Genomic DNA, 21000 nt, shown 5'->3' with positions numbered 1-21000 from the left:
GACCGCGATTACCCTCGCCCCACGTGAGCACCCGGCTGGCGTTGAGCCGCGCCTACCCCTACGGCGTCCCCGTCTTCGCCGCCGCGCTCGCCGACCCCGAGTTCCACCGCGTCAAGCTCGACGTCGACGGGTCCGGGCGCATCGACGTCGTCGCGTTCGACCGGGCCTCGCCCGCCGACGGTGCGCAGCGGGTGCGGGTGGTGCTGCGCCAGCCGGTGCCGCCCGGGCAGGTGCCGGCCGTCGTCGAGCGCCTGCTGTCCGGGGTGCTCGTCATCGAGCGCACCGAGGAGTGGAGGCTCACGCCGGAGCGGTGCCAGGGTCGGGCGTACGTCGCGGTGCCGGGCACACCGATCAGCGCGGAGGGGACGATGTCCGTGGTGGGGGAAGGGACCGGGGACGGCGCCGGGGAGGGCAGCCGACTCTCGGTCGACCTGGACGTGACCGCGGCGATCCCGCTGCTCGGCGGGGGCATCGAGCGCGCCGTCGTCACGGGCATCCGCGGCCTCACCGGCACCGAGCACGAGCGCATCTCGGACTGGCTCGACCGCGCCGGGCGGGCCGGCTGATGCCCGCCCGCCGCAAGCGCCGTCCCGGGTCGGACCGGCTCTACGTCACGTCGTCCGACGGCCTGCCCCTCGGCCACCTCGACCTCGTCTCGCGGATCGCGCACGACGTCCCCGCCGGCTACCGCGAGCGGTTCGCGCAGGAGGCGAACGCCTGGCTGTGGCAGAACGGCCTGCCGCCGATGGGACCCGCCGAGGCGGAGCCGGCCGCGCTGCACGCGGGCGTCGAGCCCCCGGAGGGCGGCTGGGACCCGGGCTTCGACGACCTCGCCCTGCACCGGCCCGGGCACGGGGTGCTCGAGGAGGCCGCGTCGGCGCGTGCGACCCGGGGTCGTGACGCCGACCGGCCGCACCGGCTGCACGCCGACGGTCAGCACGCCGTCGCCGAGGCGGTCGCGAAGCTCACCCGCCCCCCGACGTTGCGCCGCGGGCGGGGCGCACGCTGGCGCATCCTGCACAGCATCCCGATGGCGTTCGCCGAGGGCGACGTGGTGCTCGACCACGTGCTCATCGGGCCGCCGGGCGTGTTCGTCATCGAGGTCCTGAACAAGCCGGGCGGCCGGATCACCATCGAGGACGAGGCGCTCGACCTGGGCGGCGGCGAGAAGCACGACCTCCTGCGCCCGCGCCGGATCGGCCTCGAGGTCGGCGAGCGCGTGTCGATCGCCCTCGCCCGCGCCGCGGGCGCGACGGAGACGCTGGATCCGCCGGCCGTGCACCCCGTCGTCGCCGTCGTCGGGGCGATCCTGTCCGGGCACGGGCGTCCGCGCGGCGTCACGGTCACCCGCGTCGGGCAGCTGCCGCGCCTGCTGTCGGCGTTCGGCGACCCGCTGTCGGACCTCGCCGTCGCCCAGATCCACGAGGTGGCCCGCCGGTCGGTGACGTGGAGCCCCTGACCCGCCCGGACGCCGGCCTGCGCCGGGCGCGCGTCGCGGTCGTCGGGATGTTCGTCGTCAACGGGTCGACGTACAACAGCATCGTCCCGCGGTTCCCGACCCTGCGCGACGAGCTCGGCCTGTCCAACGCCGCGCTGGGCACCGCGATCGCGGCGTTCCCGGCGGCCGCGCTGGTCTTCGGGGTGCTCGCCGGCCCGCTCATCGCCCGCGTCGGCAGCGGCCGGGCGGGCGCGGGCGTCGGGCTCGCCGGCGCGGTCCTGCTGCCCGCGGTGGCGCTCGCCCCGTCGTGGATCGCGCTCGCCGCCGCCCTGTTCGTCCTCGGCCTGACCGACGCCTGGGCCGACGCCGCGATGAACGCCCACGGGCTGCGGGTGCAGACCGGGTACGGGCGCTCGATCGTCAACGGGCTGCACGCGGTGTGGAGCATGGCGGCGGTCGGGGCGGGCCTGCTCGGCGCGGCCGCGGCGGGCCTCGGGGTGCCGCTGCCCGTGCACCTCGGGATCGTGGCGGCGGTCCTCGTCGTCGTGTCGGTGCTGGCGTGGCGCTGGTCCCTGCCGGGGCCGGAGCCCGAGGCGGAGCCGGTCGGGGCCGCCGCCGACGGCGGTGCGCGGCAGGGGCCGTGGCGCGCGGTGGTCATCGCCGCCGGCCCGCTGCTCGCGCTGTCGGCGCTGCTCGTGGCCTCGGGCGGGATCGAGGACTCCGCGGCGTCGTGGGGCGCGCTCTACGTCCGCGACGACCTGGGCGGCGGTGCGTTCGTGGCCGGCCTGCCGTTCGTCGCGTTCCAGGCCGCGATGACGCTCGGGCGGCTGGCCGGCGACCGGGTCGTCGACCGCGTCGGGCCCGTCGCCGTCGCGCGCGCGGGCGCGGCGCTGGCGGCGGTGGCGATGACCGGGACGCTGCTGGTGGCGCACCCGGTGGCGGCGGTCGCGGGGTTCGCCCTCACCGGCCTCGGGGTGGCGACGATCTTCCCGCTCGGCTTCGCGGCGGCCGGCACGGTGCCGGGCGTGCGGCCCGGCGACGGGATCGCCGTGGTCGGGTGGCTCGCGCGGCTCGGGTTCCTGGCGTTCCCGCCGATCATCGGCGCGGTCGCGGACAGCGCGTCGGTGGGCGCGGGCCTCGTCCTGGTGCCGGTGGCGGCGGTGGCCGCGTTCGTGCTGGCCGGGTCGCTGCGGCCGGCGGGGGCGAGGCGGTCGTGACCGTCGACGAGATCGTGGCCGCCCTGTCGGTGCCGCTGCTGCCGCTCGACGAGGCGGTCGCGGGGCTGGGCCGGGACGCGGGGCTCGTGGCGTGGTGGGGCACCGACGTGCCGGTCGACGGGCCGGCGCACCCCACCGACACCGGGCACGTGCTGCTCGACGTCGGCGACGCCACGATGCTGCGCAACCGCGTGACGCGCCAGGACCTCTACCGCACCGGGGTCTCGCCGCTGCGCCGCGCGCTGGCCGGGCTGCTGCTCGACGAGCTCGCGCTCGCGCCGACCTGGGCCGCCGAGGTGGTGCTCACGAAGGCCGACGAGGAGCGGCTGAGCGCCTGGATGCGCGCGCGCCTGCGGCTCGCGTCGGTCGTGGACCCCGACCGCAAGCTGCTCCTCACACCGGTGCGCGACGCCATGGCCCCGGGGCTGCGCGAGGACGGCGAGACCGCCCGCGCGGCGCGCGACCGCTTCACCGCCGCCGGCGGCGAGCGCCCCGTCCGCGACCCGTCGGTCCCGTTCCGCCGCCCCTAGGACGTGCGTGATCTTCTGAGCTATGACTGAGAAGATCACTCACGTACGACGGTCGGCGCACGGCACGCAGGTGCGGGCGGCCGGGCGGGCCTCGAGGCGCTCGGGGGCGATGGGGCGCCCGCAGCGCTCGCACACGCCGTACGTGCCGGCCTCGACGCGGGCCCGCGCGGCGTCGACCTCCTCGAGGTCCCGCCGGGCGGCCGCGAGCAGCGCGGCGACCTGGGCGCGGTCGTAGGCGATCGTCTGGCCCTCGGGGTCGTGCTCGTCGTCGCCGGAGCTCGCCGACGCCGTCTCGACGATCCCCGCGAGCTGCGCGGTGAGCGCCGCGACCCGCGCCGCCGCCTCCGCGCGGGCCTCCTCGAGCGTCACACCACCGTCGCCAGCGCGTGCTGGGCGATCTCGACGGTGACCCCGCGGTCGCCCTCGAGCTCCAGCACCTCGCCGTCGAGCTGCACCGGGATCGGGGAGGTCGTGGTGAACGCGAAGCGGTCGGTGCGCGGCTGCGGGCCCAGGCCCGACACCGCGGCGCGCACGGCGTAGGCGAGCAGCCGCAGCTTCGAGCGGTGCGGCAGCGTGATGACCTCGAAGAGCCCGTCGGCGGGGTCGCCGTCCGACAGCGTCACGTACTTGGCCATCTCGGTGGTGTTCGCGCAGATCAGGCTGTCGAACCGCCGCCGGCCCTCGCCCTCCACGTCGACGGCGAACGGGTGGAACCGCGAGAACGCGCGCACGGTCGTGAGGATCTCGCGCAGCGAGCCCTTGCCGCGGCGCTCCAGCTCGAGCGCCACCGTCGGCGTGATGCCCAGCCCCAGGTAGGAGTGGGCCCACCGGGGGGTGTCCTCGCCGACCACCTGCACGCGCAGCAGGTCGATGCGGCTGATCTGCGCGGCGGCGATCGCGTCGACCAGCGGGCGCTGGGCCGTGGCGCGCCGGTGGTCGTTGGCGTTGCCCGCGGGCATGACGGCGGCCGCGGCCCCGGACCTCGTCCCGTCGCCGGCGGCCATGACGCCCTGCACGACCTCGTGGTAGCCGCCGTCGCCCGACACCGAGACCACGAGCGTCCGCCCCGCGCGCGCCTCCTCCTCGGCGATCACCTGCGCGTGACCCGGGTACTCCGTCGGCACCGCCGTCACCGCGAGGTGCGGCGCCTGCTCGCCCAGCGTCGCCCGCGCCTTCTCGGCGCGCTGCTCGCCGTCCCCGCTGCTCTGCGGGTTGTAGACGAGGACGACGCGGTCGTACGCGGGCTCCGGGGACGGTTCGGACGGCAGGGCCACGGGGGCGAACTACGACGAGGAGGACGCGGATCGGCGCAACGCGAGCACGTGCTCGACCGCCTCGGGCAACGTGTCGACGGCCGGGGCGACCGCGCGCAGGTCCGCCGCGTGGTGGGTGGAGTGCTCCGCCACGAGCACGCAGGCGCTGCCGACCGCCGCGGTCGCGGCCGCGTCGTCGAGCGTGTCGCCGACGAGCACCACGCGCGCCGGGTCGAGCCCGAGCACGTCGAGGTGCTCCGCGAGCGCGGCCGCCTTGCTCCGCCCGTCGTGGTGGTGGTCGCCGTCGACGCGGACGAACCAGTCGTGCAGCCCGCGCCGCCCGAGCGTTGCGTGCAGCGCGTCGTGACCGAGCATGCTGAGCACCGACTGGCCGAACCCGGCGCCGGCGAACCGCTCGAGCGCGTCGAGCGCACCGTCCGCCAGCGGCAGCGCGGGCTCGCGGCCCAGGTAGTGCTCGCCGAACGCGGCGTTCACCCGCGCCCACTCCGCGTCGTCCACGCGGCGCCCCACGATCTCCTCGTAGAACGTCCGCAGCGGGCGCCGGAACGTCGAGCGGTACCGCTGGAGGTCCAGTTCCGCGTCGACGCCGACCGCGGCGAGGCTCGCCGCCGTGGCGTCGACGACGACGTGCACGTCGGCGAGCAACGTGCCGTTCCAGTCCCAGACGACGTGGTCCACCACACCACCATGATCCGCTACTTCTCCAGGTGGTCCAGCAGTGCCTGCAGGGAGCGCTCGCGGGTGAACCGCAGGACGTCCTGCGGGTCGTCGGAGTCGGTCTGCTCGAGCCAGGCCTCGGTCTCGCCCTTGTCGGTGACGGCGAACCACACGGTGCCCGGCGGCTGGTCGTCCTGCGGCTCGGGGCCGCCGGCGCCGCTGACCGCGAGGGTCAGGTCCGCGCCCAGCAGGTCCGCGGCCTTCTCCGCCATCGTGCGCACCGCCGGCTCCGAGACCACCGGGCCGTCGGGGACGCCCAGCGCGCCGTGCTTGGTCGTGCGGTCGTAGGCGACGACGCCACCGCGGAACCACTCGCTCGACCCCGGCGACGCGGCGAGGTCACTGCACACCAGCCCGCCGGTCAGCGATTCGACGATCGCGAGCCGGCGCCCGTCCCGCGACGCCGCCTCGGACACCGACTTCGCGAGCTCCTGCGGATCCTGCGACACCTGCGCACCCCTTCCGAACGAGCAACAGTGCGGCGTTGCCGATCCGGGGCGCGCGGAAACGCTCAGGTACGGAAGCGGCGCAGGCGCAGGCTGTTGCCGACGACGAAGACGCTGGACAGCGCCATCGTCACGCCGGCGATCATCGGGTTGAGCAGCCCGCCGACCGCGAGCGGCAGCGCGGCGACGTTGTAGGCGAACGCCCAGAACAGGTTGCCGCGGATCGTGCCCAGCGTGCGGCGCGCGAGACGCAGGGCGACGGGCACGGCACGCAGGTCGTCGCGCACGAGCGTGACGTCGCCGGCCTCGATGGCCATCGCGGTACCGGTGCCCATCGCCACGCCGAGGTCGGCCTGGGCGAGCGCCGCGGCGTCGTTGACGCCGTCGCCGACCATGGCGACGGTCGCCCCCTGCTCCTGGAGCCGGCGGACCTCGTCGGCCTTCTCGGTCGGCAGCACCTCGGCGACCACGTCGTCGGCGGCGATGCCCACCTCGGCGGCGACGGCGGCGGCCGCGGCGGGGTTGTCGCCGGTGAGCAGCACCGGGCGCAGGCCGCGGGCCTTCATCTCCGCGACGGCCTCGGCGGAACCCTCGCGGACGCCGTCGGCCACCTCGAGCACCGCGCGCGCGACCATCGCGCCCGACCCGTCGTCCCAGGCCGCGAGCACGGTGGTCGCGCCGTGGGAGGCGGCGGCGTCGAGGGCGCGCGCGAGCTCGGCGGGCACGGCCACGTCCTGCTCGTCGATCAGCCGCCGGCGGCCGGCGAGCACGCGGACGCCGTCGACCGTGCCCGCCACGCCCAGCCCGTCGAGGGCCGTGACGTCGCGGACCTCGGCCGTGCGCGGCGGGAGCTCGTCGCGCGCCGCGGCCGCGATCGCCCGCGCCACGGGGTGCTCGAGCTCCGCCTCCAGCGCGCCGACGCGGGCGAGCACCTCCTCGCGGCCGACCTCGCGCGTCGTGTGGACCGCGCGCAGGGTCATGCGGCCGGTGGTCACGGTGCCGGTCTTGTCGAGCACGATCGTGTCGACCCGCCGGCTCGACTCGAGCACCTCGGGACCGCGCAGCAGGATGCCGAGCTGGGCGCCACGGCCCGTCGCCACGGCGAGCGCGGTGGGCGTGGCGAGGCCCAGCGCGCACGGGCAGGCGACGACGAGCACCGCCATCCCGGCGGCGATCGCGAAGCCCCACCCGGCGCCGGCGACGCCCCAGAACAGCAGGGTGTTGACGGCCACGAGGATCACGACCGGCACGAACCACGCCGAGATGCGGTCGGCGAGGCGCTGGATCGCGGTCTTGCCGGCCTGCGCCTCCTCCACGCGGCGGGCCATGCGGGCCCACTGCGTGTCCGCGGCCGCCCGCGTGGTCTCGACGACGACGCGCGCGGTCTCGTTGCGGGTGCCCGCGAGCACCTCGTCGCCCGGCTCGACGTCGACCGGCGTCGACTCGCCCGTCATCGCGCCCGCGTCGATGCTCGAACGGCCCTCGACGACCCGCCCGTCCAGCGGGAACGGCTCGCCGGCCGCGACGGCGATGCGGTCGCCGGGCTGCACGCCCTCCACGGGCACCGGCAGCTCGCGGTCACCGACCACCACGCGCGCCTCCGCCGCCGGCGGGGCCATGAGGGCCGCCGACACCCCGAGGGCGCGGCGTCGCCCGCGGCGCTCGATCCACCGTCCGAGCAGGGCCGCGGTGGTGATCGCCGCGGCGGTCTCCAGGTAGATGGTGCGCGCGCCGTCGAACTGGTCGGGCTGCGGGAGGAGGTAGAGCCCGTGGCGCATGCCGCCGAGTCCCGCGCCGCCGAAGAACAGCGTCCACAACGACCAGCCGAAGGCCGCGAGCGTCCCGACCGACACCAGCGTGTCCATCGTCGCGGCCAGGTGGCGCAGGTTCTTCGCCGCCGCCAGGTGGAACCGCCAGCCACCCCAGACGACGACCGGCGCGGTCAGCACGAGCGAGAACCACTGCCAGTACCGGAACTGCCAGTCGGGGTTCATCGCGACCGCGACGACGGGGATCGTCAGCGCGAGGCAGACCAGCGCGCGGTGGCGCAGCTCGGCGAGCTCCGGATCGGGGGCGTCCGCGTCGGGCGTCGCCCGGGGGGTCGCGGCGCGCTCCGACGAGGGTCGCGGCGACGGCACGGACGCCGGGACGAGCGGCGCGACCGGCGAGGCACCGAAGCCGATCGCGGTGACCGCGGCGACGAGCTCGTCGGGGTCCTGCTCGGGCGGGTGCGTGACGCGGGCGCGGCCGCTCGCGTAGTTCACGCTCGCCTCGACCCCGGGCAGGCGCCCGAGCCGTCGCTGGATGCGCGCCGCGCACGTCCCGCACGTCATCCCGGTGACGGCGAGCTCGGTGGTGACGCGCGGGGCGTCCGCCGTCCCCGCCGTCGCCTCAGCCGGTCCCGCACTCTCCGCGACGTCGGTCGCCACGGGCGACACCTCCCTGGTCGTCGATCGACGCCGCGACGCTAGGGGCCGCCCGCGGGCGCACCCCCGGAGCTGAGAGACCCCGGCCGCCCGTCCGCCCAAGGTCCGGGTCCGGCACGACGAGCGGTCGTGACACCACCCCGGACGGGTGGCTCCCGTGCCCCGAACGGCGTAAGGACTGTCTCAGCCGAGAGCGTGTGAGACGGGTTGACGATCGGGTAGGTCGGCCTCGACCACGACTCGCTCGACGAAGGAGGCAGCCGTGCCGGAGGACACCTCCGCCGAGGACCTGAAGGGCCGCGCCAAGGAGGCCGTCGGCGCCATCACGGGCCAGGACGACTGGGCCCGCGAGGGCCAGGAGCAGCAGAAGAAGGCCGACGCCGAGGACACCGCCCGCCAGAAGGAGGCGGAGGCCCAGAAGGCCCGCGCCGAGGCGGACGAGAAGGAAGCCGACCAGCGCAAGCAGCAGTAGTCGGCCACCCGCACACGGCCCCGGACCGCGCCTCGGTCCGGGGCCGTCGTGCGTCCGGGGACCACGGGCCGACGAACGTTAGGTCGGCGCATCCACCGGGGACCATCGCGCCAGGTCGACAGGGCGCCCGCGGGCCGATCGTCGACCCAGGTCTCGCCGGTTCAACGTCATGAGCCGGCGAGACCGCCTCTCTCCGGGTCGATCAGCGTCTCCCGGCGGTCGGTCCCGCCGCCGTCGGCGTCGGCTCGTCCTCGGTCTCCGGCGGGCGCCGGGCGTCGACCGGGGGCAACGCGGGCTCCGGGGGCTCGACCGTCTCGTCCTCGGGGACGTCCGGCAGCTCGTCCTCGGGGAACTCCGGGACCTCCCGCTGGGCCAGGCGTGGCACCTGCGGCGGCGGCGTGGGCGGCACCTCGTCGTCGGGCTGGGTGCGGACGTGTCCCCGGGCGCTCGTCATCGTCGGCTCCCTCCTGCCGTGTGATCCAGGTTACGCGCGGCGGCGGACGGCCACGGCGTCGTCGGCTCGTCGGGTCGGAGGCTTCCTGTGCCGGGGATCCGCTGTCAGGATCACCGCGATGCCAGCGACACCTGATCCCGAGCGACTCCGCCAGCTCCTCCACGCGCTGTCCTCGGACGACCGCGACGACCGCCGCCCCTGGGCCGGCACGCTCGGCGAGTGGTGGCGCGAGGGCGCCCTCGACCCGGGGACCGCGAGCACCGTCGGCACGGTCGTGACCTGGTGCGTGATGGTCGACGACGACGCCGCCGGCGGCAGCCGCGCCAAGGTCCTCGCGTCCCTCGCGGCGCTCGCCGAGGACGGGCGCCTGGCCGAGTCCGACCTCGACCGGCTCCTGCGCGGCGTCGACGCGCAGTTCCTCCCCGACGCCGAGAAGCCCTCCGTCAAGACGCTACGCGCGGCGCTGGGCCGGAAGCCCGGTGGCCGGCGCGACCCCAAGGGCTACCTCTGGACCCTGGTCGACCACGTCCACGCGCTGACGTCCCCCGACCCGGAGGAGCGCCGCGCCGCGGTGGATAAGGCCGCCGCCGAGCCCGGCATCGGCCCGGCCGACAAGCAGGCCCTCACCGCCGTGTCCGGGTGGGCGACGGCCTGAGGGCCCGGACCCACCACCCCGCGACCCGGCTCCACGTCCGGCACGCATCGCTGCGGTCCCGCCGGCGGTTCACCCGCATCGGGGACAGCGGGAGCTCGTACCCCGCGCGAAACATCGCACGGCGTCAGGGTGCACCTTCCGAGGAGCGCCCTCATCGAGTGATCACGCGGCGCAGCTCGTCGGGGCGACGCGAACGCTGAGTCAGTCCGGGAGCCGATGACCGAGTCCCTCCGTGATCTGTTCGTGACCGAGCAACGGAGGGCTTCGTTGGGCCCGCTGCGTCACCCCGCGAAGCGATCACGTCAGTGATCACCTCGACGGTGGTGGCGGGCGGGGGGTTCACGTTCCTGCGCTCGCACCTGGCGAGCGGGCTCTTCGTCTCGACCTCATGTCCGTCACGGTGAACGAGGAGAGACATGCTCAAGAAGTTCGGTGCAGTGACCATCGGGGTGGCCGCGAGCCTGGCCGCGGCGGCGCCGCTGGCCTCCGCCCACGAGTCGGCCCACGAGGACCAGCACCACGGCGACGCCGGGTCGTCGTGCAACGTCACCGGCGGCAGCGCCGAGGCCAACGGCGGGATCGGCGGCGACGCGCTGGCCGGGAACCTGCTGGGCCAGGCCCCGATCGGCGGCGCGAACGTCGGCAACATCGTCTGCAACGACATCCTCAACGGGAACCTCAGCGGCAACACCGCCGACGTCAGCATCGGTGGCTCCGAGGCCCCCGGGGTGACGCCCACCGCGGATGCCGAGGCCGCGGACGACGAGGCCGCGGACGACGAGGCCGCGGACGACGAGGCCGGCGGCGACGAGGAGACCGGCGGCGGCGAGGAGACCGGCGGCGGCGAGGCCGGCGGCGATGAGCAGACCGGCGACGGCGAGACCGGCGGCGGCGAGGCCGAGGGCAGCATCCCGATCACCCAGGCCGCTGCCAGCAGCTAGACCGGCGGACCGGGGCACGATCGCCTCGGGTCCGTGTGATCTCGCGGCGCTCACCGGAGGGCACCCCGCCCGCCGGTGGGCGCCGCGACTCGTCTCCCGCGACCCGCCGGGAGCGCCCGGCCGCGGACCGTCGACGAGGCGGAGGACCTCGGCGGTGTCGAGATCGGTCCCGGTGTCCGCGGCTCCGTGTCCCGGCGCCGCCGCCACGCGTGCCGCCCGCCCGACACCACCTCGCTGCGCGGACCGTCCCGACGCGGCACCGTCACCCGCGCGACGTTGACGCCGGCCCGGGCCCGGCGGACAGTCCACCCCCAGCGCCTACCTCCCGAGAGCCCGCTGGAGCACCGATGCTCACCACCGACCTCTGTCGCACCCTGGGAGTCGATCTCCCGATCTGGAACGCGGGGATGGGTGGTGGTCTCGCGGGTCCCGCGCTGGCCGCCGCGGTCTCGAACGCCGGCGGCCTCGGTGTCCTCGGCATGGGCGGGCTCCCCGAGCCGGTGCTGCGCGAGCAGGTGCGCGAGACGCGCGCGCTCACCGACCGCCCCTTCGGCGCCAACCTCATCCTCCCGCTGCTCGAGGACGACGCGCCCGTCGCGTGCTGCCTCGAGGAGCGGGTCCCGGTCCTCGTCCTGTTCTGGGGCGACCCGGGCCCCTACGTCGAGCGGGCGCACGCGGTCGGGACGCGGGTCGTGGCGCAGGTCGGGTCCGCCGAGGAGGCAACGGCCGCCGCAGAGGCCGGGGTCGACGCGGTCATGATCCAGGGCGTCGAGGCGGGCGGGCACGTCCGCGGCGTCGAGTCGCTGTCGGTCGTCCTGCCCGCGACCGTCGACGCCGTCGCGCCCCTCCCGGTGGTGGCCGCGGGCGGCGTCGCGGACGGTCGCGGGCTCGCCGCCGCCCTGGCGCTCGGCGCCCAGGCGGTCTCACTCGGGACGCGGTTCCTGTGCAGCGACGAGTCACGCGCGGCGTACAAGGAGAGGGTCGTCGCGGCCACGGCCGCCGACACCGTCCACACCAAGCTCTTCGACGTCGGCTGGCCCGACGCGGCACACCGGGTGCTGCGCAACCGCATCGTCGCCGAGTGGGAGGCGGCCGGTTCACCCGCCAGCGGTCAGCGGGCCGGCGAAGGTGAGGTCACGGGCAAGATGCCGGTCGGCGGGCAGACCGTCGAGCTCCCGCGCTACGGCATCTTCATGCCGATGGACGGCTTCGAGGGCGATCTGGACTCGTCGGTGCTCTACGCCGGGGAGTCCTGCTCGCTGATCACCGACATCCGTCCGGCCGCCGACATCGTCGCGGCCCTCGCCGCCGACGCCGAGGCGGTCCGAGGCGCCGCCGGCTGACCGCCCGGCCACCTCGTGGCGAGCAACCGACCCGTCCGACCAGCGGACTGACAGATCGCTCGCCGTCGGAGAGGGTGGGCGCGATGGTCCGCCCTGCCCCGGCCGAGACGCGACTCCCCTGGGACTGCGTCCTCGAACGCTCCGACCTCCCGCCCGAGGTCCTCGCCCTGCGCGACGCCCTCACCGACGCCGTCGAGGAGGGCCACTGGGCGCACGTCGCCACGCTGCTCGACCGGACCGACGACGACCTGCCCGCCGCGCTGAGCGCCAACGCCTTCCGCGCCGGGGACGACAGGGGCCTGGCCCCGCTGCACCACGCGGCGCTGCAGGGCGCCCACCCCGACGTCGTCGACGACCTCGTCGCGCGTGGGGCGTGGCGCACGCTGCGCACCGCGGACGGGGAGACCGCCGAGGCGCTGGCGCGCCGGCTCGGGCGCACGGAGCTCGCCGAGCGTCTCCGCCCCGAGCCCGCCGCGGTGGACGACGAGACGATCACCGATCTCGAGATCTTCTTGTGGGCGCTCGTCGAGGTGCGGACGCGGCGGCTGGGCCGCCGCCTGCGGCCGCCGCAGCTCGGGCCGCTGCTGGAGCACCCGGAGGCGACCATGTGGGTCGGGGTGCCCGGCATGTACGGCGGCTTCGCCTGCCGGTGGGCCGAGGACACGACCGAGCCGACCGTGGAGGTCCGCAGCGGGAGCCGGGTGACCGGGGGTTCGGGGCGGGCGCACCACATCACGGTCGAGGGCGTCGAGCTCGTCACGCGCGGCCTGCTCCGATGACCCGGCCCCGGGCGTGAGCGGGCGCGACCCCGACGACCGCGTGCCGCCCCCGGCGACCGGGCCGGTGGCACCGACGTCGTCGGTCTCCCTCTGGCGGGCCACGATCCGGCGCGGGCAGTGGGCGCCGGGCCCGGAGCACTCGGTGCTCGCGTTCATGGGCGGCGCGGAGCTGGACCTGCGCCACGCCCGCCTCGACCCGCAGGGCACCACCCTGCGGGTCGTCGCGGTCATGGGCGGCGTCGTGATCATCGTCGGGCCCGACGTCGAGGTGCGCTGCGACGGGCGGGGCGTGATGGGCGGCTTCGGGGACCTGTCGGGTCCGCCGACGACCCCGCCGCCGGTGGGGGCGCCGGCGCTGCACGTCACCGGCCTCGCCCTCTGGGGTGGTGTCGAGATCCGTCGACAGGACCGGGAGGCGATCCCGCCGGCCTGAGGCCCCACCGTCAACGTCGCCCGCGGGAACTACTTCCGCGACGAGCTCGGTCGGACCCTGGTCAGGGCCCCTACCGTTTCCCGTGGTTGCCCACCGACCTCTGGCTCTCGGGCCGGGCGGGCAGCCACCACCTCCTCGGGTGCGGCAGCCAGGCCACCGCAGAGCACGGCGAGACGCGGCGGGGTCGGGACCGGACCCGGCGAGGCAGGACGAGGAGTCGGCGAGGGGTGGCCCACCGCGGTGGGCCACCCCTCGTCGCGTCTGCAGACCGAGCGACCGGTCAGTTCGGTGCGACCTCGTCGGCGCAGCTCGACCAGGCCTCCCAGCCCTGCTCGGCACGGACCCGCTCACCGACGACGATCTGCTGCTCCCGGCTGGCCTCGTCGGCCTGGGGCGCGAACGCGCCGCCCCCGTGCGCGGCCCACGTCCGCGGGCTGAGCTGCAGGCCGCCGTGGTAGCCGTTGCCGGTGTCGGCGTGCCAGTCACCGCCGGTCTCGCACCGGACCAGGCTGTCCCAGGGCCCGGCCGGGACGGCGCGGGGGGCGGGCTGCGCGGCAGGCGTCACGCTCGGCGCGGGCGGGGGCAGCGGAGGAGGCGGTGCGGCGGCACACGCCGTGCCGGACACACCGAGACCCAGGGCGATGGCCACGGCGAGCCGCACGACGGCGCGCCGGGTGCCCCTGCGGGCGGGGAAGGACATGCCTCGTCCCGTCGGCGGGAGTCCGGGCGAGCCGACGCCGTCGTGCTCTGCGCGGCGAGCCCCGCCCGTCCCGGTGTCTCGGCGAGCGCCCTGACGGGGACCGGTGGGCGGTGCGGACGCGATCGGCCCCGGGCGCGGTGCGTCCTCCCGGGTAACCGGCCGTGGCGGCGCCGACACCCGTGCCCTGGGATGTCACGACAGGTCGCCGATCCGGGATCCCGGCGCCGCGGGACGGCTCACCCGGTCCGGCGCAGCCGCACGACCGCGATCTGCCGCCGGACCCCGGCCTGGTAGCCGGTGAACCCGGCGTACGCGGCGACGAACCGATCCCACAGCGCGTCCCGTTCCGCACCGTGCACCTGGGAGGCCACCACCGGGAACCGCTCGCCACGGACCCGCGCCATCGCACGGGGTTCGGCCTGGAGGTTGAGCCACCACGGCGGTTCGCGGTCGACCCCGCCGTGCGACGCCACGACCACCAGGTCGGCGCCGTCGCGGAGGCTCATCAGCGGCACGGTGGACGGACGACCGGAGCGACGCCCGACCACGGTCAGCAGCACGATGTCGGTCCCTCCCAGCCAGGTCCGCCCGACGCGCCCGCCGGTCGCGCTCAGCACGAGCCGGTGGGCGCGGGCCACCCGCCTCATGAGCCCGACCATCCAGCGGTCACGGCGGGAAATCGGCGGGCCGAACAATCGTCTGCGTCTGGACGCGAAGGGGCGCTCGGTCAGCGCGAGCAGCAGGCGCAACGGCAGACCGGCGTCCGCGAGCAGCGCACGCCGCTCGGCGGCGTCGGCGTGCCCGACCATCCACGGCACGACGAACGCCAACAGCCGGGGATCCAGCCCGCGACGGAAGTGGCGCTGGAGCTCCCGGTACTCCGCCCGGCTGAGGTGGTGCTCGATGAGCGGGAAGATCTTCCGCTCCTCGTCGTCGATGTGCCGTTCGAGCAGTGCGGAGAGCTCGCGCATCACCGCGGCGAGCTCCGGGCCGGCGCGGTCGCCGGCTGCCAGGACGCTCGCCCGTCGCAGCAGCGGATCGAGCCGGTCGTGGTCCTCGGTGAGGGGTGTCAGCGACACCGTCGTGCCGGCGACGGCCTCCAGTGCGGGCCACACGTGCTCGTCCTCGACGCGGTGGTGGTTCTCGATCTCGCCCCGCATGCCCTCGAGGTAGCGGCGCAGGGCGCGCAGCCTGGCGGGGTCGGGTCGCTCGACGAGCTCGCCCGCGGCCGTGGCCAGCCGGGCGATGTCCACGGTCATCGCCCGGTGCGCGACCCGGTAGTCGATCAGGTCGGGCGCCGGGCCCGTGGTGGGGCGGGTGGCGACGACGGCTTCGGTGTCCACGAGCGTCTCCTGAGGTGCGGCGCCCCGAGGGCGCGTTCGACGCCGCCGGCGGGTGTCGTCGGCGGGGTGGGAGGGCGTCGCGCTCGGGGACGCGGTGGGGCGATCTCGGGACCGCCGCGGTGTCCTACAGCCAGGTGATGCCGTACTCGTCCGAGGCCGCTCGGCGGGCCTCGTCGTCGAGGGCTCCTCGGGCCTCCGCGTCGGCGAGGCGGCGGAAGAAGCCCTCGAGCCCGGCCGGCGAGACGACGAGGAGGATCCGCCCCTCGCCGGGACGGACGCGGCGTTGCGCGTGCGGGGTCCCGCGCGGGGCGAACACGCCCTCGCCCGGGGCCAGCCGATGCTCCCGGTCCCCGATGCGGATGACGTGCTCGCCCTCGACGGCGTGGAAGTACTCGTCCTCGTGCCGGTGGACGTGCAGCGGGGTGTCCGTCAGCGGCGGCAACTCCTCGATGACGGAGAAGGCCCCGCCGGTCGCGGCGGCGTCGGCGTGGACCACCAGGGTCAGCCCGGAGAAGGTCAGCACCTCGCGAGCGGTGGGTGCGACGCTGGGAGTGGTGGTGAGCGGGTCGACCATGGTGTGCCTGCGCTGATGTGGGAGTTTTTGGGTAGAGGTAAGATAAACCGAAAGCCGGAGGCGCGCAATGGCTCGTCGGCCCTACGACAGTCCCGTGCGGCGCGAACAGGCTCGTCGGACCGAGCGGGCGGTGCTGGCCGCGGCGCACACGCTGCTGCTCGACGAGGGCTGGACCGGCATGACCATGACCGCGGTCGCCGCTCGCGCGGGCGTCTCCTCCCAGCTGCTCTACAAGACCTACGGGACCAAGGCGGCGCTCGCGAAGCGGCTCTACGACGTGACGCTCATGGGCGACGACGAGCCGGAGCCCCTCCGGGACCGCCCGGAGCTCGCCGCGGTCGTCGCCGAGCAGGACCCCGCGCAGAAGCTCGCGCTCTACGCCCGTCTGGCGGTGACGCTCTCCGTGCGGGTCGGCCCGCTCTACGCGCGGTTGCGCGGCGCGGCCACCGCGGGTGACCCCGGCCTGGCCGAGCTGGTCGCGACGACCGAGCGGGAACGCGCCACGGGCAACGCCGGCCTCGCCCGCGACCTCGCCCGGCGTGGCGCACTCCGCCCGGGCCTCACCAGGCAGCGGGCCGTCGACATCGTCTTCACGCTGCTGTCGATCGAGGTCATCGACCGGCTGATCACCGAACGCGGCTGGTCGCCGGCCGAGGTCGAGACCCTGCTCGCCCAGCAGCTGTGCTGCGCCCTCCTCGCGCCGGACGACGACGGGAGGTGACGGTCCGCGACGGGTCGGAGCGCTCGGCGTGGCGGCCCAGCCCACCGGGTCCTCGGCGTTCCACCCCTCCGGATCGCGCGATCCGACACCGCGGCGCCGACTCCACGGCGTGGCGACGTGACCGCGCTGGGGCGTCACACCACGGTGGCGGCCATGGCGCGCGCTCCTGATGAGTTCCCGTCGGTCGATTTCCTGCTCGAGCTCGGCGAGCTCCTCGGGCGTCACGGGTACACGCCCGCCCACGTGCCGATGGCCCACGCCGTCGGGCAGGCCATCCCCGAGCTCGTCGCGTTCCTGTCCGCCTACCGGGCCGCGGCGACACCGAGTCACCCCTCTCACCGGGCGACCCGGTGACGTGACCCCCTCCGAACCCCGCGGGCGGCGCCGCGCGTCACCGGCGCCGCACGCTTCCGAGGGCGATCGCGAGCGCCCGGCGGGTGACACCGTCGTCCCCACCGTGCGCTCGAGGGAGCGCCCGGGGCACCGGCGGACGATCGAGGTCCGACTCGTCCCGCGGGCCACGGCTCCCCCGCCGCGGGACCCGCCGACCGTGCCGCTGTCCCCGGCACCACGACCTGCGGGACCCACGTCCTTTCCGCCGACGGAGCGCACCGCGGCCGGTGCCCCGGTCGCGCATGCCTCGCGGCGTCGGTCGCGGGGACGCCGGGGACGTGCGGCGCTCCTCGCGCTGGTGCTGGGCGTGGTCGTCGTGACGGCCACGAACGACGTCGGTCCGACGCCGGGTGCTGCACCTCCGTCCCGCGCCCCGACCTCCTCGGCCTCTTCGACCGCCCCGGTCGTCGACCCGGCCACCGCCGCACGTGTCGCGACCGCGGCCATCGACCGTCTCGTGACCGGCGCATCGGTCGGCCACGTCTCGGTCGCCGCGCTCGACGTCGCGACGGGACGGTCGTTCGGCTACGCCGCCGACACCTCGATCCAGACCGCCAGCGTGGTGAAGCTCGACATCCTGGAGGCCCTGCTGCTGCAGAGCCAGGACGACGGAATCCCGCCCTCCGCCGAGGAGCGCGAGCTGGCCGCCTTGATGATCCAGCAGAGCGACAACGACGCCGCCTCGCGCCTCTGGGAGGACCTGGGCGGAGTGCCGGTGCTCGACGCGGCCAACCGCCGTCTCGGCGTGCGCGACACCCATCTCCTCGATCACTGGGGCAGCAGCACGACACCGGCGTCCGACCAGCTCGCGCTCCTGGCCGCCCTGCACGCCCCGGGGCCCCTCGACGCGGACTCCCGCCGGTTCGCCCACGACCTGATGACCAGCGTCGTGGAGGAGCAGCGCTGGGGTGTCAGCGCGGCCGCGGACCCGGGGACGACGACCGCCCTGAAGAACGGGTGGACGCCGGCCGACGCCGACGGCGGACGCTGGGTCGTCGGCTCCGTCGGCATCGTCACCGCGGGAGGTGGTCCCGTCCTCCTCGCCGTCCTCACCGAGCACCAACCCAGCAAGGACGCCGGCATCGACCTCGTCGAGGGCCTGTCCCGCATCGCCGCCGAGGCGGTCAGGACGCCTCGCTGACGGGGTGGAGCGCTCGAGCACACTCCCGCCGGCCCGGAGCGCGCCTCCTTCCGGATTCTTCGGTCGGGGGTGCCACCCGCTCGCACCGATGTCGTGGGAACCTCCCGTCATGCGTGTGGGCATCCTCACCGGCGGGGGCGACTGCCCCGGTCTCAACGCCGTCATCCGGGCGATCGTGCGGCGCGGCGTCCCCGAGTACGGCTACGAGTTCCTCGGGTTCCGCGACGGCTGGCGGGGGCCCCTGGAGGCGATCACCCGGCCGCTGGACATCCCGGCCGTGCGCGGCCTGCTCCCGCGCGGCGGCACGATCCTCGGGTCGTCGCGGACCAACCCCTTCGCGATCGAGAACGGGGTCGGGCGCATCAAGAAGAACCTCCAGGACCTCGGGGTCAACGCCCTGGTCGCCATCGGCGGGGAGGACACCCTCGGCGTCGCGAGCGAGCTCCACGACGCCGGCGTGCGCGTCGTCGGGGTGCCGAAGACGATCGACAACGATCTCTCCGGGACCGACTACACCTTCGGCTTCGACACCGCGGTCAACATCGCGGTCGAGGCGATCGACCGCCTGCACACCACCGCCGAGTCCCACCACCGGACGCTGATCGTCGAGGTCATGGGCCGCCACGCCGGCTGGATCGCGCTGCACGCCGGGATGGCGGGCGGCGCCAACGCCATCCTGATCCCCGAGGTCCGCTTCGACATCGACCAGGTCTGCGAGTGGGTGCAGAGCCGCTTCCGGCTCGAGTACGCGCCGATCGTCGTCGTCTCCGAGGGCGCGATGCCCAAGGACGGCGAGGAAGTGCTGCTCACCGGGGAGAAGGACGCGTTCGGCCACGTCCGGCTCGGTGGCGTCGGCGAGTGGCTGGGCCGCGAGATCGAGGCCCGGACGGGCAAGGAGGCCCGGACGACGGTGCTCGGGCACGTCCAGCGCGGCGGGACCCCGACCGCCCGCGACCGCTGGCTCGCCACCCGCTTCGGGCTGCACGCGATCGACGCGGTCGCGGCGGGGCAGTGGGGCCAGATGACCGCCCTGCGTGGCGCGGACATCGTCACGGTCCCCCTGCACGAGGCGACGCAGCAGCTCAAGCTCGTCGACCCGGCCCTCTACGCCGAGGCCGCGGTCTTCTTCGGCTGAGGTGTTTCCGCGCCGACCGGGCCTCGCGTGAGCCGCGTCCTGCCGCGCCCGCGCCGACGGAGCAGGATGCGGCGCCATGACGGTGGCACTGGTGCACGGCAATCCGGAGAGCGCGGCGCTGTGGGACCCGCTCGTGGCCGAGCTGGCCCGCGCGGGCGTCGACGACGTCGTCCGGCTCTCCCCGCCCGGCTTCGGCGTGCCGCTGCCCGCCGGCTTCCCCGCGACCGTGACGGCCTACCGCGACTGGCTGATCGGTGAGCTCGAACGCTTCGACCGGCCCGTCGACCTCCTGGGCCACGACTGGGGCGGCGGCCACCTGGTCACCGCGCTCATGGCGCGCCCGGAGCTGGTGCGCAGCTGGGCCACCGACGCGCTGAGCCTGTTCGAGCCGGACTACGTGTGGCACGACCTCGCGCAGACCTGGCAGACGCCCGGCGAGGGCGAGGCCCATCTCGAGCAGATGCTCGGCGACACCCCCGAGCAGCGGGCCGAGCAGATGGAGGGGTTCGGCGTGGGCCGGGCCGAGGCCCTGCAGATGGCGGGTGTCCAGAACGAGGACATGATGCAGGCGATCCTGGCGCTCTACCGGTCCGCCGCCCAACCGGTCATGCGCGAGCTCGGCCAGGGGCTGTCGGCGCTGAGGACTCGCCCGGGCCTCGCGCTCCTCGCCACCGCCGACCCCTTCGGCGGCTCCGAGGAGCTCCGCCGCCGCGCCGCGGAGCGCGCCGGCGCCGAGGTCGCGGTGCTCGACGATCTGGGCCACTGGTGGATGGCCGAGGACCCGGCCCGCGCGGCCCGCGTGCTCACCGCCTTCTGGCGCGCCCGGGCCTGGAGCGCCTGACACGCACCGTCGGTTCAGGCGACGAGCAGACCGGACACGAGGGAGACGGCGGCGAGCGCGAGGAAGGACGCCGGGACCGCGACGGCCGCCGTGTGGTCCCCCGCGCGCAGGTGGGCCGCGACGGCACTGACGAAGAACAGGACGAGGCCCGTCGCTGCCGCGGTCCCCAGGGCGGGTACGCCCAGCAGGCCCACGACCAGCCCCAGCGCGCCCGCCGCCTTGAGCAGTCCCAGCGGGGTCAGCCAGCTCACGGGAACCCCGACCGAAGCCGAGGTCCTCAGGACGAACGGCGCGCGGGCGAAGTCGGCGCCCGCAGCGAAGGCGTTGGCCGCGATCGTCAGGAGCGTCACGGCGAGGTGGGCGATGTCCATCAGGACTCCGAGGCCGGTGGGGACGTGGCGCTGGCGGCCACGGTCGCGAGGGTGTGGTCCTCCCCAGACGTCGGACGCGGCGACGTCGTGACATCCCGGTGTGCGCCCGCGTGTCACGGGCGGGGCTCCGACTCCGTCCCCTCGTCGGAGGACGTCGGGACGGAGGCACTCATGAGGAACGCGCACGACGACACGGCGCCGGGAGCGGACGCGCGCGCTCGCGCCGTCGCCGGACGGTGGCTGCAGGTGCTCGCGGCCGGGCACGGGGTCGTCGGCCTGGTGCTGCACCGCGCCGCGGTCGCGGAGATCCTCCGCCGCGGGGTCGTGGGCGCGGTGCCCGACCACGGATCCCGGGCGACCGCGTTCTGGTTCCTGGCGTTCACGCCGGCGGTGTGGGCCGCCGCGCGGATGCTGCGCGCCGTCGACGACGAGGTCGCCGCCCGCCGCGAGGCCGCCCTCGTCCTCGCCGCGACCGGCGTCGTCGGTGCGGCGGTGATGCCGCGCAGCCCGTTCTGGTTCGTGATCCCGCTCGGGGTGGTGGCCGCACGAGCTCACCCGTCCCGCCACCGGGCCTCACCGTGACGGTCTCGCCGCGCGCCGACCCGGGGAAGCCGTGCTCTTCGGCGCCGTCGAGTGGCCGTCCGCCGTACGTTGGA

The 21000-nt window shown here is 75.8% G+C and carries 26 protein-coding genes; 16 read left to right on the top strand and 10 right to left on the bottom strand.

What is annotated here, in order from left to right:
• Nucleotides 1-23 precede the first annotated feature (23 nt).
• Genes PH190_RS21450 through PH190_RS21435 form a run of 4 tightly spaced genes read left to right on the top strand, consistent with a single transcriptional unit; the run spans nt 24 to nt 3185 of the window.
• The gene (locus PH190_RS21450) at nt 24-566 is read left to right on the top strand and encodes a DUF2505 domain-containing protein (RefSeq protein ID WP_274233559.1); all 543 of its coding nucleotides are present in this window, start codon (nt 24-26) and stop codon (nt 564-566) included.
• Nucleotides 566-1459: a nuclease-related domain-containing protein gene (locus PH190_RS21445; RefSeq protein ID WP_274233558.1), complete on the top strand. Its 894-nt coding sequence runs from the start codon at nt 566-568 to the stop codon at nt 1457-1459. Before PH190_RS21450 ends, PH190_RS21445 begins: the two co-directional genes overlap by 1 nt.
• A complete protein-coding gene (locus tag PH190_RS21440) occupies nt 1447-2655 on the top strand; it encodes an MFS transporter (RefSeq protein ID WP_274233557.1) in 1209 nt (402 codons plus the stop codon). The genes PH190_RS21445 and PH190_RS21440 overlap by 13 nt, the downstream gene beginning before the upstream one ends.
• A complete protein-coding gene (locus PH190_RS21435) occupies nt 2652-3185 on the top strand; it encodes a GIY-YIG nuclease family protein (protein ID WP_274233556.1) in 534 nt (177 codons plus the stop codon). The genes PH190_RS21440 and PH190_RS21435 overlap by 4 nt, the downstream gene beginning before the upstream one ends.
• A gap of 39 nt (nt 3186-3224) precedes the next feature.
• Here PH190_RS21435 and PH190_RS21430 read toward each other — a convergent pair whose 3' ends face one another.
• The 5 genes from PH190_RS21430 to PH190_RS21410 form a co-directional block, all read right to left on the bottom strand.
• A complete protein-coding gene (locus PH190_RS21430; protein WP_274233555.1) occupies nt 3225-3554 on the bottom strand; it encodes a TraR/DksA family transcriptional regulator in 330 nt (109 codons plus the stop codon).
• Nucleotides 3551-4459: a diacylglycerol/lipid kinase family protein gene (locus PH190_RS21425; RefSeq protein ID WP_274233554.1), complete on the bottom strand. Its 909-nt coding sequence runs from the start codon at nt 4457-4459 to the stop codon at nt 3551-3553. The genes PH190_RS21430 and PH190_RS21425 overlap by 4 nt, the downstream gene beginning before the upstream one ends.
• A 9-nt stretch (nt 4460-4468) precedes the next feature.
• Nucleotides 4469-5137 (bottom strand): HAD family hydrolase, encoded by a 669-nt coding sequence (locus tag PH190_RS21420; protein WP_274233553.1) that lies wholly within the window; start codon nt 5135-5137, stop codon nt 4469-4471.
• Nucleotides 5138-5154: 17 nt separating this feature from the next.
• Nucleotides 5155-5625, bottom strand: coding sequence for a CinA family protein (locus tag PH190_RS21415; RefSeq protein WP_274233552.1), 471 nt, complete (start codon nt 5623-5625; stop codon nt 5155-5157).
• A gap of 62 nt (nt 5626-5687) precedes the next feature.
• Nucleotides 5688-8051, bottom strand: a complete 2364-nt coding sequence (locus PH190_RS21410) for a heavy metal translocating P-type ATPase (RefSeq protein WP_274233551.1) — start codon at nt 8049-8051, stop codon at nt 5688-5690.
• Nucleotides 8052-8310: 259 nt separating this feature from the next.
• Between PH190_RS21410 and PH190_RS21405 the strand changes: the two genes are divergently transcribed.
• On the top strand, nt 8311-8520 hold the full coding sequence (locus tag PH190_RS21405) for a CsbD family protein (RefSeq protein ID WP_274233550.1): 210 nt from the start codon (nt 8311-8313) through the stop codon (nt 8518-8520).
• Nucleotides 8521-8722: 202 nt separating this feature from the next.
• Here PH190_RS21405 and PH190_RS21400 read toward each other — a convergent pair whose 3' ends face one another.
• Nucleotides 8723-8974: a hypothetical protein gene (locus PH190_RS21400; protein ID WP_274233549.1), complete on the bottom strand. Its 252-nt coding sequence runs from the start codon at nt 8972-8974 to the stop codon at nt 8723-8725.
• A 118-nt stretch (nt 8975-9092) separates the two neighbouring features.
• Here PH190_RS21400 and PH190_RS21395 point away from each other — a divergent pair, with 118 nt between their 5' ends.
• The 5 genes from PH190_RS21395 to PH190_RS21375 all read left to right on the top strand — a co-directional run bounded on the left by PH190_RS21395 (nt 9093) and on the right by PH190_RS21375 (nt 13125).
• Nucleotides 9093-9629, top strand: a complete 537-nt coding sequence (locus tag PH190_RS21395; RefSeq protein WP_274233548.1) for a hypothetical protein — start codon at nt 9093-9095, stop codon at nt 9627-9629.
• A gap of 416 nt (nt 9630-10045) precedes the next feature.
• Complete coding sequence (locus tag PH190_RS21390) at nt 10046-10570, top strand: hypothetical protein (protein ID WP_274233547.1); 525 nt, start codon at nt 10046-10048, stop codon at nt 10568-10570.
• A gap of 347 nt (nt 10571-10917) precedes the next feature.
• A complete protein-coding gene (locus PH190_RS21385; protein WP_274233546.1) occupies nt 10918-11913 on the top strand; it encodes an NAD(P)H-dependent flavin oxidoreductase in 996 nt (331 codons plus the stop codon).
• 83 nt (nt 11914-11996) lie between these two features.
• The gene (locus tag PH190_RS21380) at nt 11997-12692 is read left to right on the top strand and encodes a hypothetical protein (RefSeq protein ID WP_274233545.1); all 696 of its coding nucleotides are present in this window, start codon (nt 11997-11999) and stop codon (nt 12690-12692) included.
• Nucleotides 12693-12705: 13 nt separating this feature from the next.
• On the top strand, nt 12706-13125 hold the full coding sequence (locus tag PH190_RS21375; RefSeq protein ID WP_274233544.1) for a hypothetical protein: 420 nt from the start codon (nt 12706-12708) through the stop codon (nt 13123-13125).
• 280 nt (nt 13126-13405) lie between these two features.
• Here PH190_RS21375 and PH190_RS21370 read toward each other — a convergent pair whose 3' ends face one another.
• The 3 genes from PH190_RS21370 to PH190_RS21360 form a co-directional block, all read right to left on the bottom strand.
• Nucleotides 13406-13825, bottom strand: coding sequence for a transglycosylase family protein (locus PH190_RS21370; protein WP_274233543.1), 420 nt, complete (start codon nt 13823-13825; stop codon nt 13406-13408).
• A 236-nt stretch (nt 13826-14061) separates the two neighbouring features.
• Entirely contained in the window at nt 14062-15168 is a 1107-nt protein-coding gene (locus PH190_RS21365) for a nitroreductase/quinone reductase family protein (protein WP_274233542.1), read from the bottom strand.
• Nucleotides 15169-15292: 124 nt separating this feature from the next.
• Nucleotides 15293-15742: a cupin domain-containing protein gene (locus PH190_RS21360; protein WP_274233541.1), complete on the bottom strand. Its 450-nt coding sequence runs from the start codon at nt 15740-15742 to the stop codon at nt 15293-15295.
• Between the two features lie 94 nt (nt 15743-15836).
• On the opposite strand from PH190_RS21360, the gene PH190_RS21355 reads away from it, so the two are divergent.
• The 5 genes from PH190_RS21355 to PH190_RS21335 all read left to right on the top strand — a co-directional run bounded on the left by PH190_RS21355 (nt 15837) and on the right by PH190_RS21335 (nt 19973).
• On the top strand, nt 15837-16463 hold the full coding sequence (locus PH190_RS21355; protein WP_274233540.1) for a TetR/AcrR family transcriptional regulator: 627 nt from the start codon (nt 15837-15839) through the stop codon (nt 16461-16463).
• A 117-nt stretch (nt 16464-16580) separates the two neighbouring features.
• Nucleotides 16581-16817 (top strand): hypothetical protein, encoded by a 237-nt coding sequence (locus PH190_RS21350; RefSeq protein WP_274233539.1) that lies wholly within the window; start codon nt 16581-16583, stop codon nt 16815-16817.
• A 496-nt stretch (nt 16818-17313) separates the two neighbouring features.
• Nucleotides 17314-17997, top strand: a complete 684-nt coding sequence (locus tag PH190_RS21345; protein WP_274233538.1) for a serine hydrolase — start codon at nt 17314-17316, stop codon at nt 17995-17997.
• A gap of 109 nt (nt 17998-18106) precedes the next feature.
• Nucleotides 18107-19132, top strand: coding sequence for a 6-phosphofructokinase (locus PH190_RS21340; protein WP_274233537.1), 1026 nt, complete (start codon nt 18107-18109; stop codon nt 19130-19132).
• Nucleotides 19133-19208: 76 nt separating this feature from the next.
• Nucleotides 19209-19973, top strand: coding sequence for an alpha/beta fold hydrolase (locus PH190_RS21335; protein WP_274233536.1), 765 nt, complete (start codon nt 19209-19211; stop codon nt 19971-19973).
• 14 nt (nt 19974-19987) lie between these two features.
• Here PH190_RS21335 and PH190_RS21330 read toward each other — a convergent pair whose 3' ends face one another.
• Nucleotides 19988-20344: a DoxX family protein gene (locus tag PH190_RS21330; protein ID WP_274233535.1), complete on the bottom strand. Its 357-nt coding sequence runs from the start codon at nt 20342-20344 to the stop codon at nt 19988-19990.
• A 171-nt stretch (nt 20345-20515) separates the two neighbouring features.
• Between PH190_RS21330 and PH190_RS21325 the strand changes: the two genes are divergently transcribed.
• Nucleotides 20516-20926 (top strand): DUF6463 family protein, encoded by a 411-nt coding sequence (locus tag PH190_RS21325; RefSeq protein WP_274233534.1) that lies wholly within the window; start codon nt 20516-20518, stop codon nt 20924-20926.
• Nucleotides 20927-21000: the final 74 nt, after the last annotated feature.

This window comes from Actinomycetospora straminea (assembly GCF_028737255.1).
Taxonomy (GTDB): domain Bacteria; phylum Actinomycetota; class Actinomycetes; order Mycobacteriales; family Pseudonocardiaceae; genus Actinomycetospora; species Actinomycetospora straminea.
The sequence above is the reverse complement of the archived record's forward strand: the minus strand, read 5'-3'. Positions and strand labels throughout refer to the sequence as shown.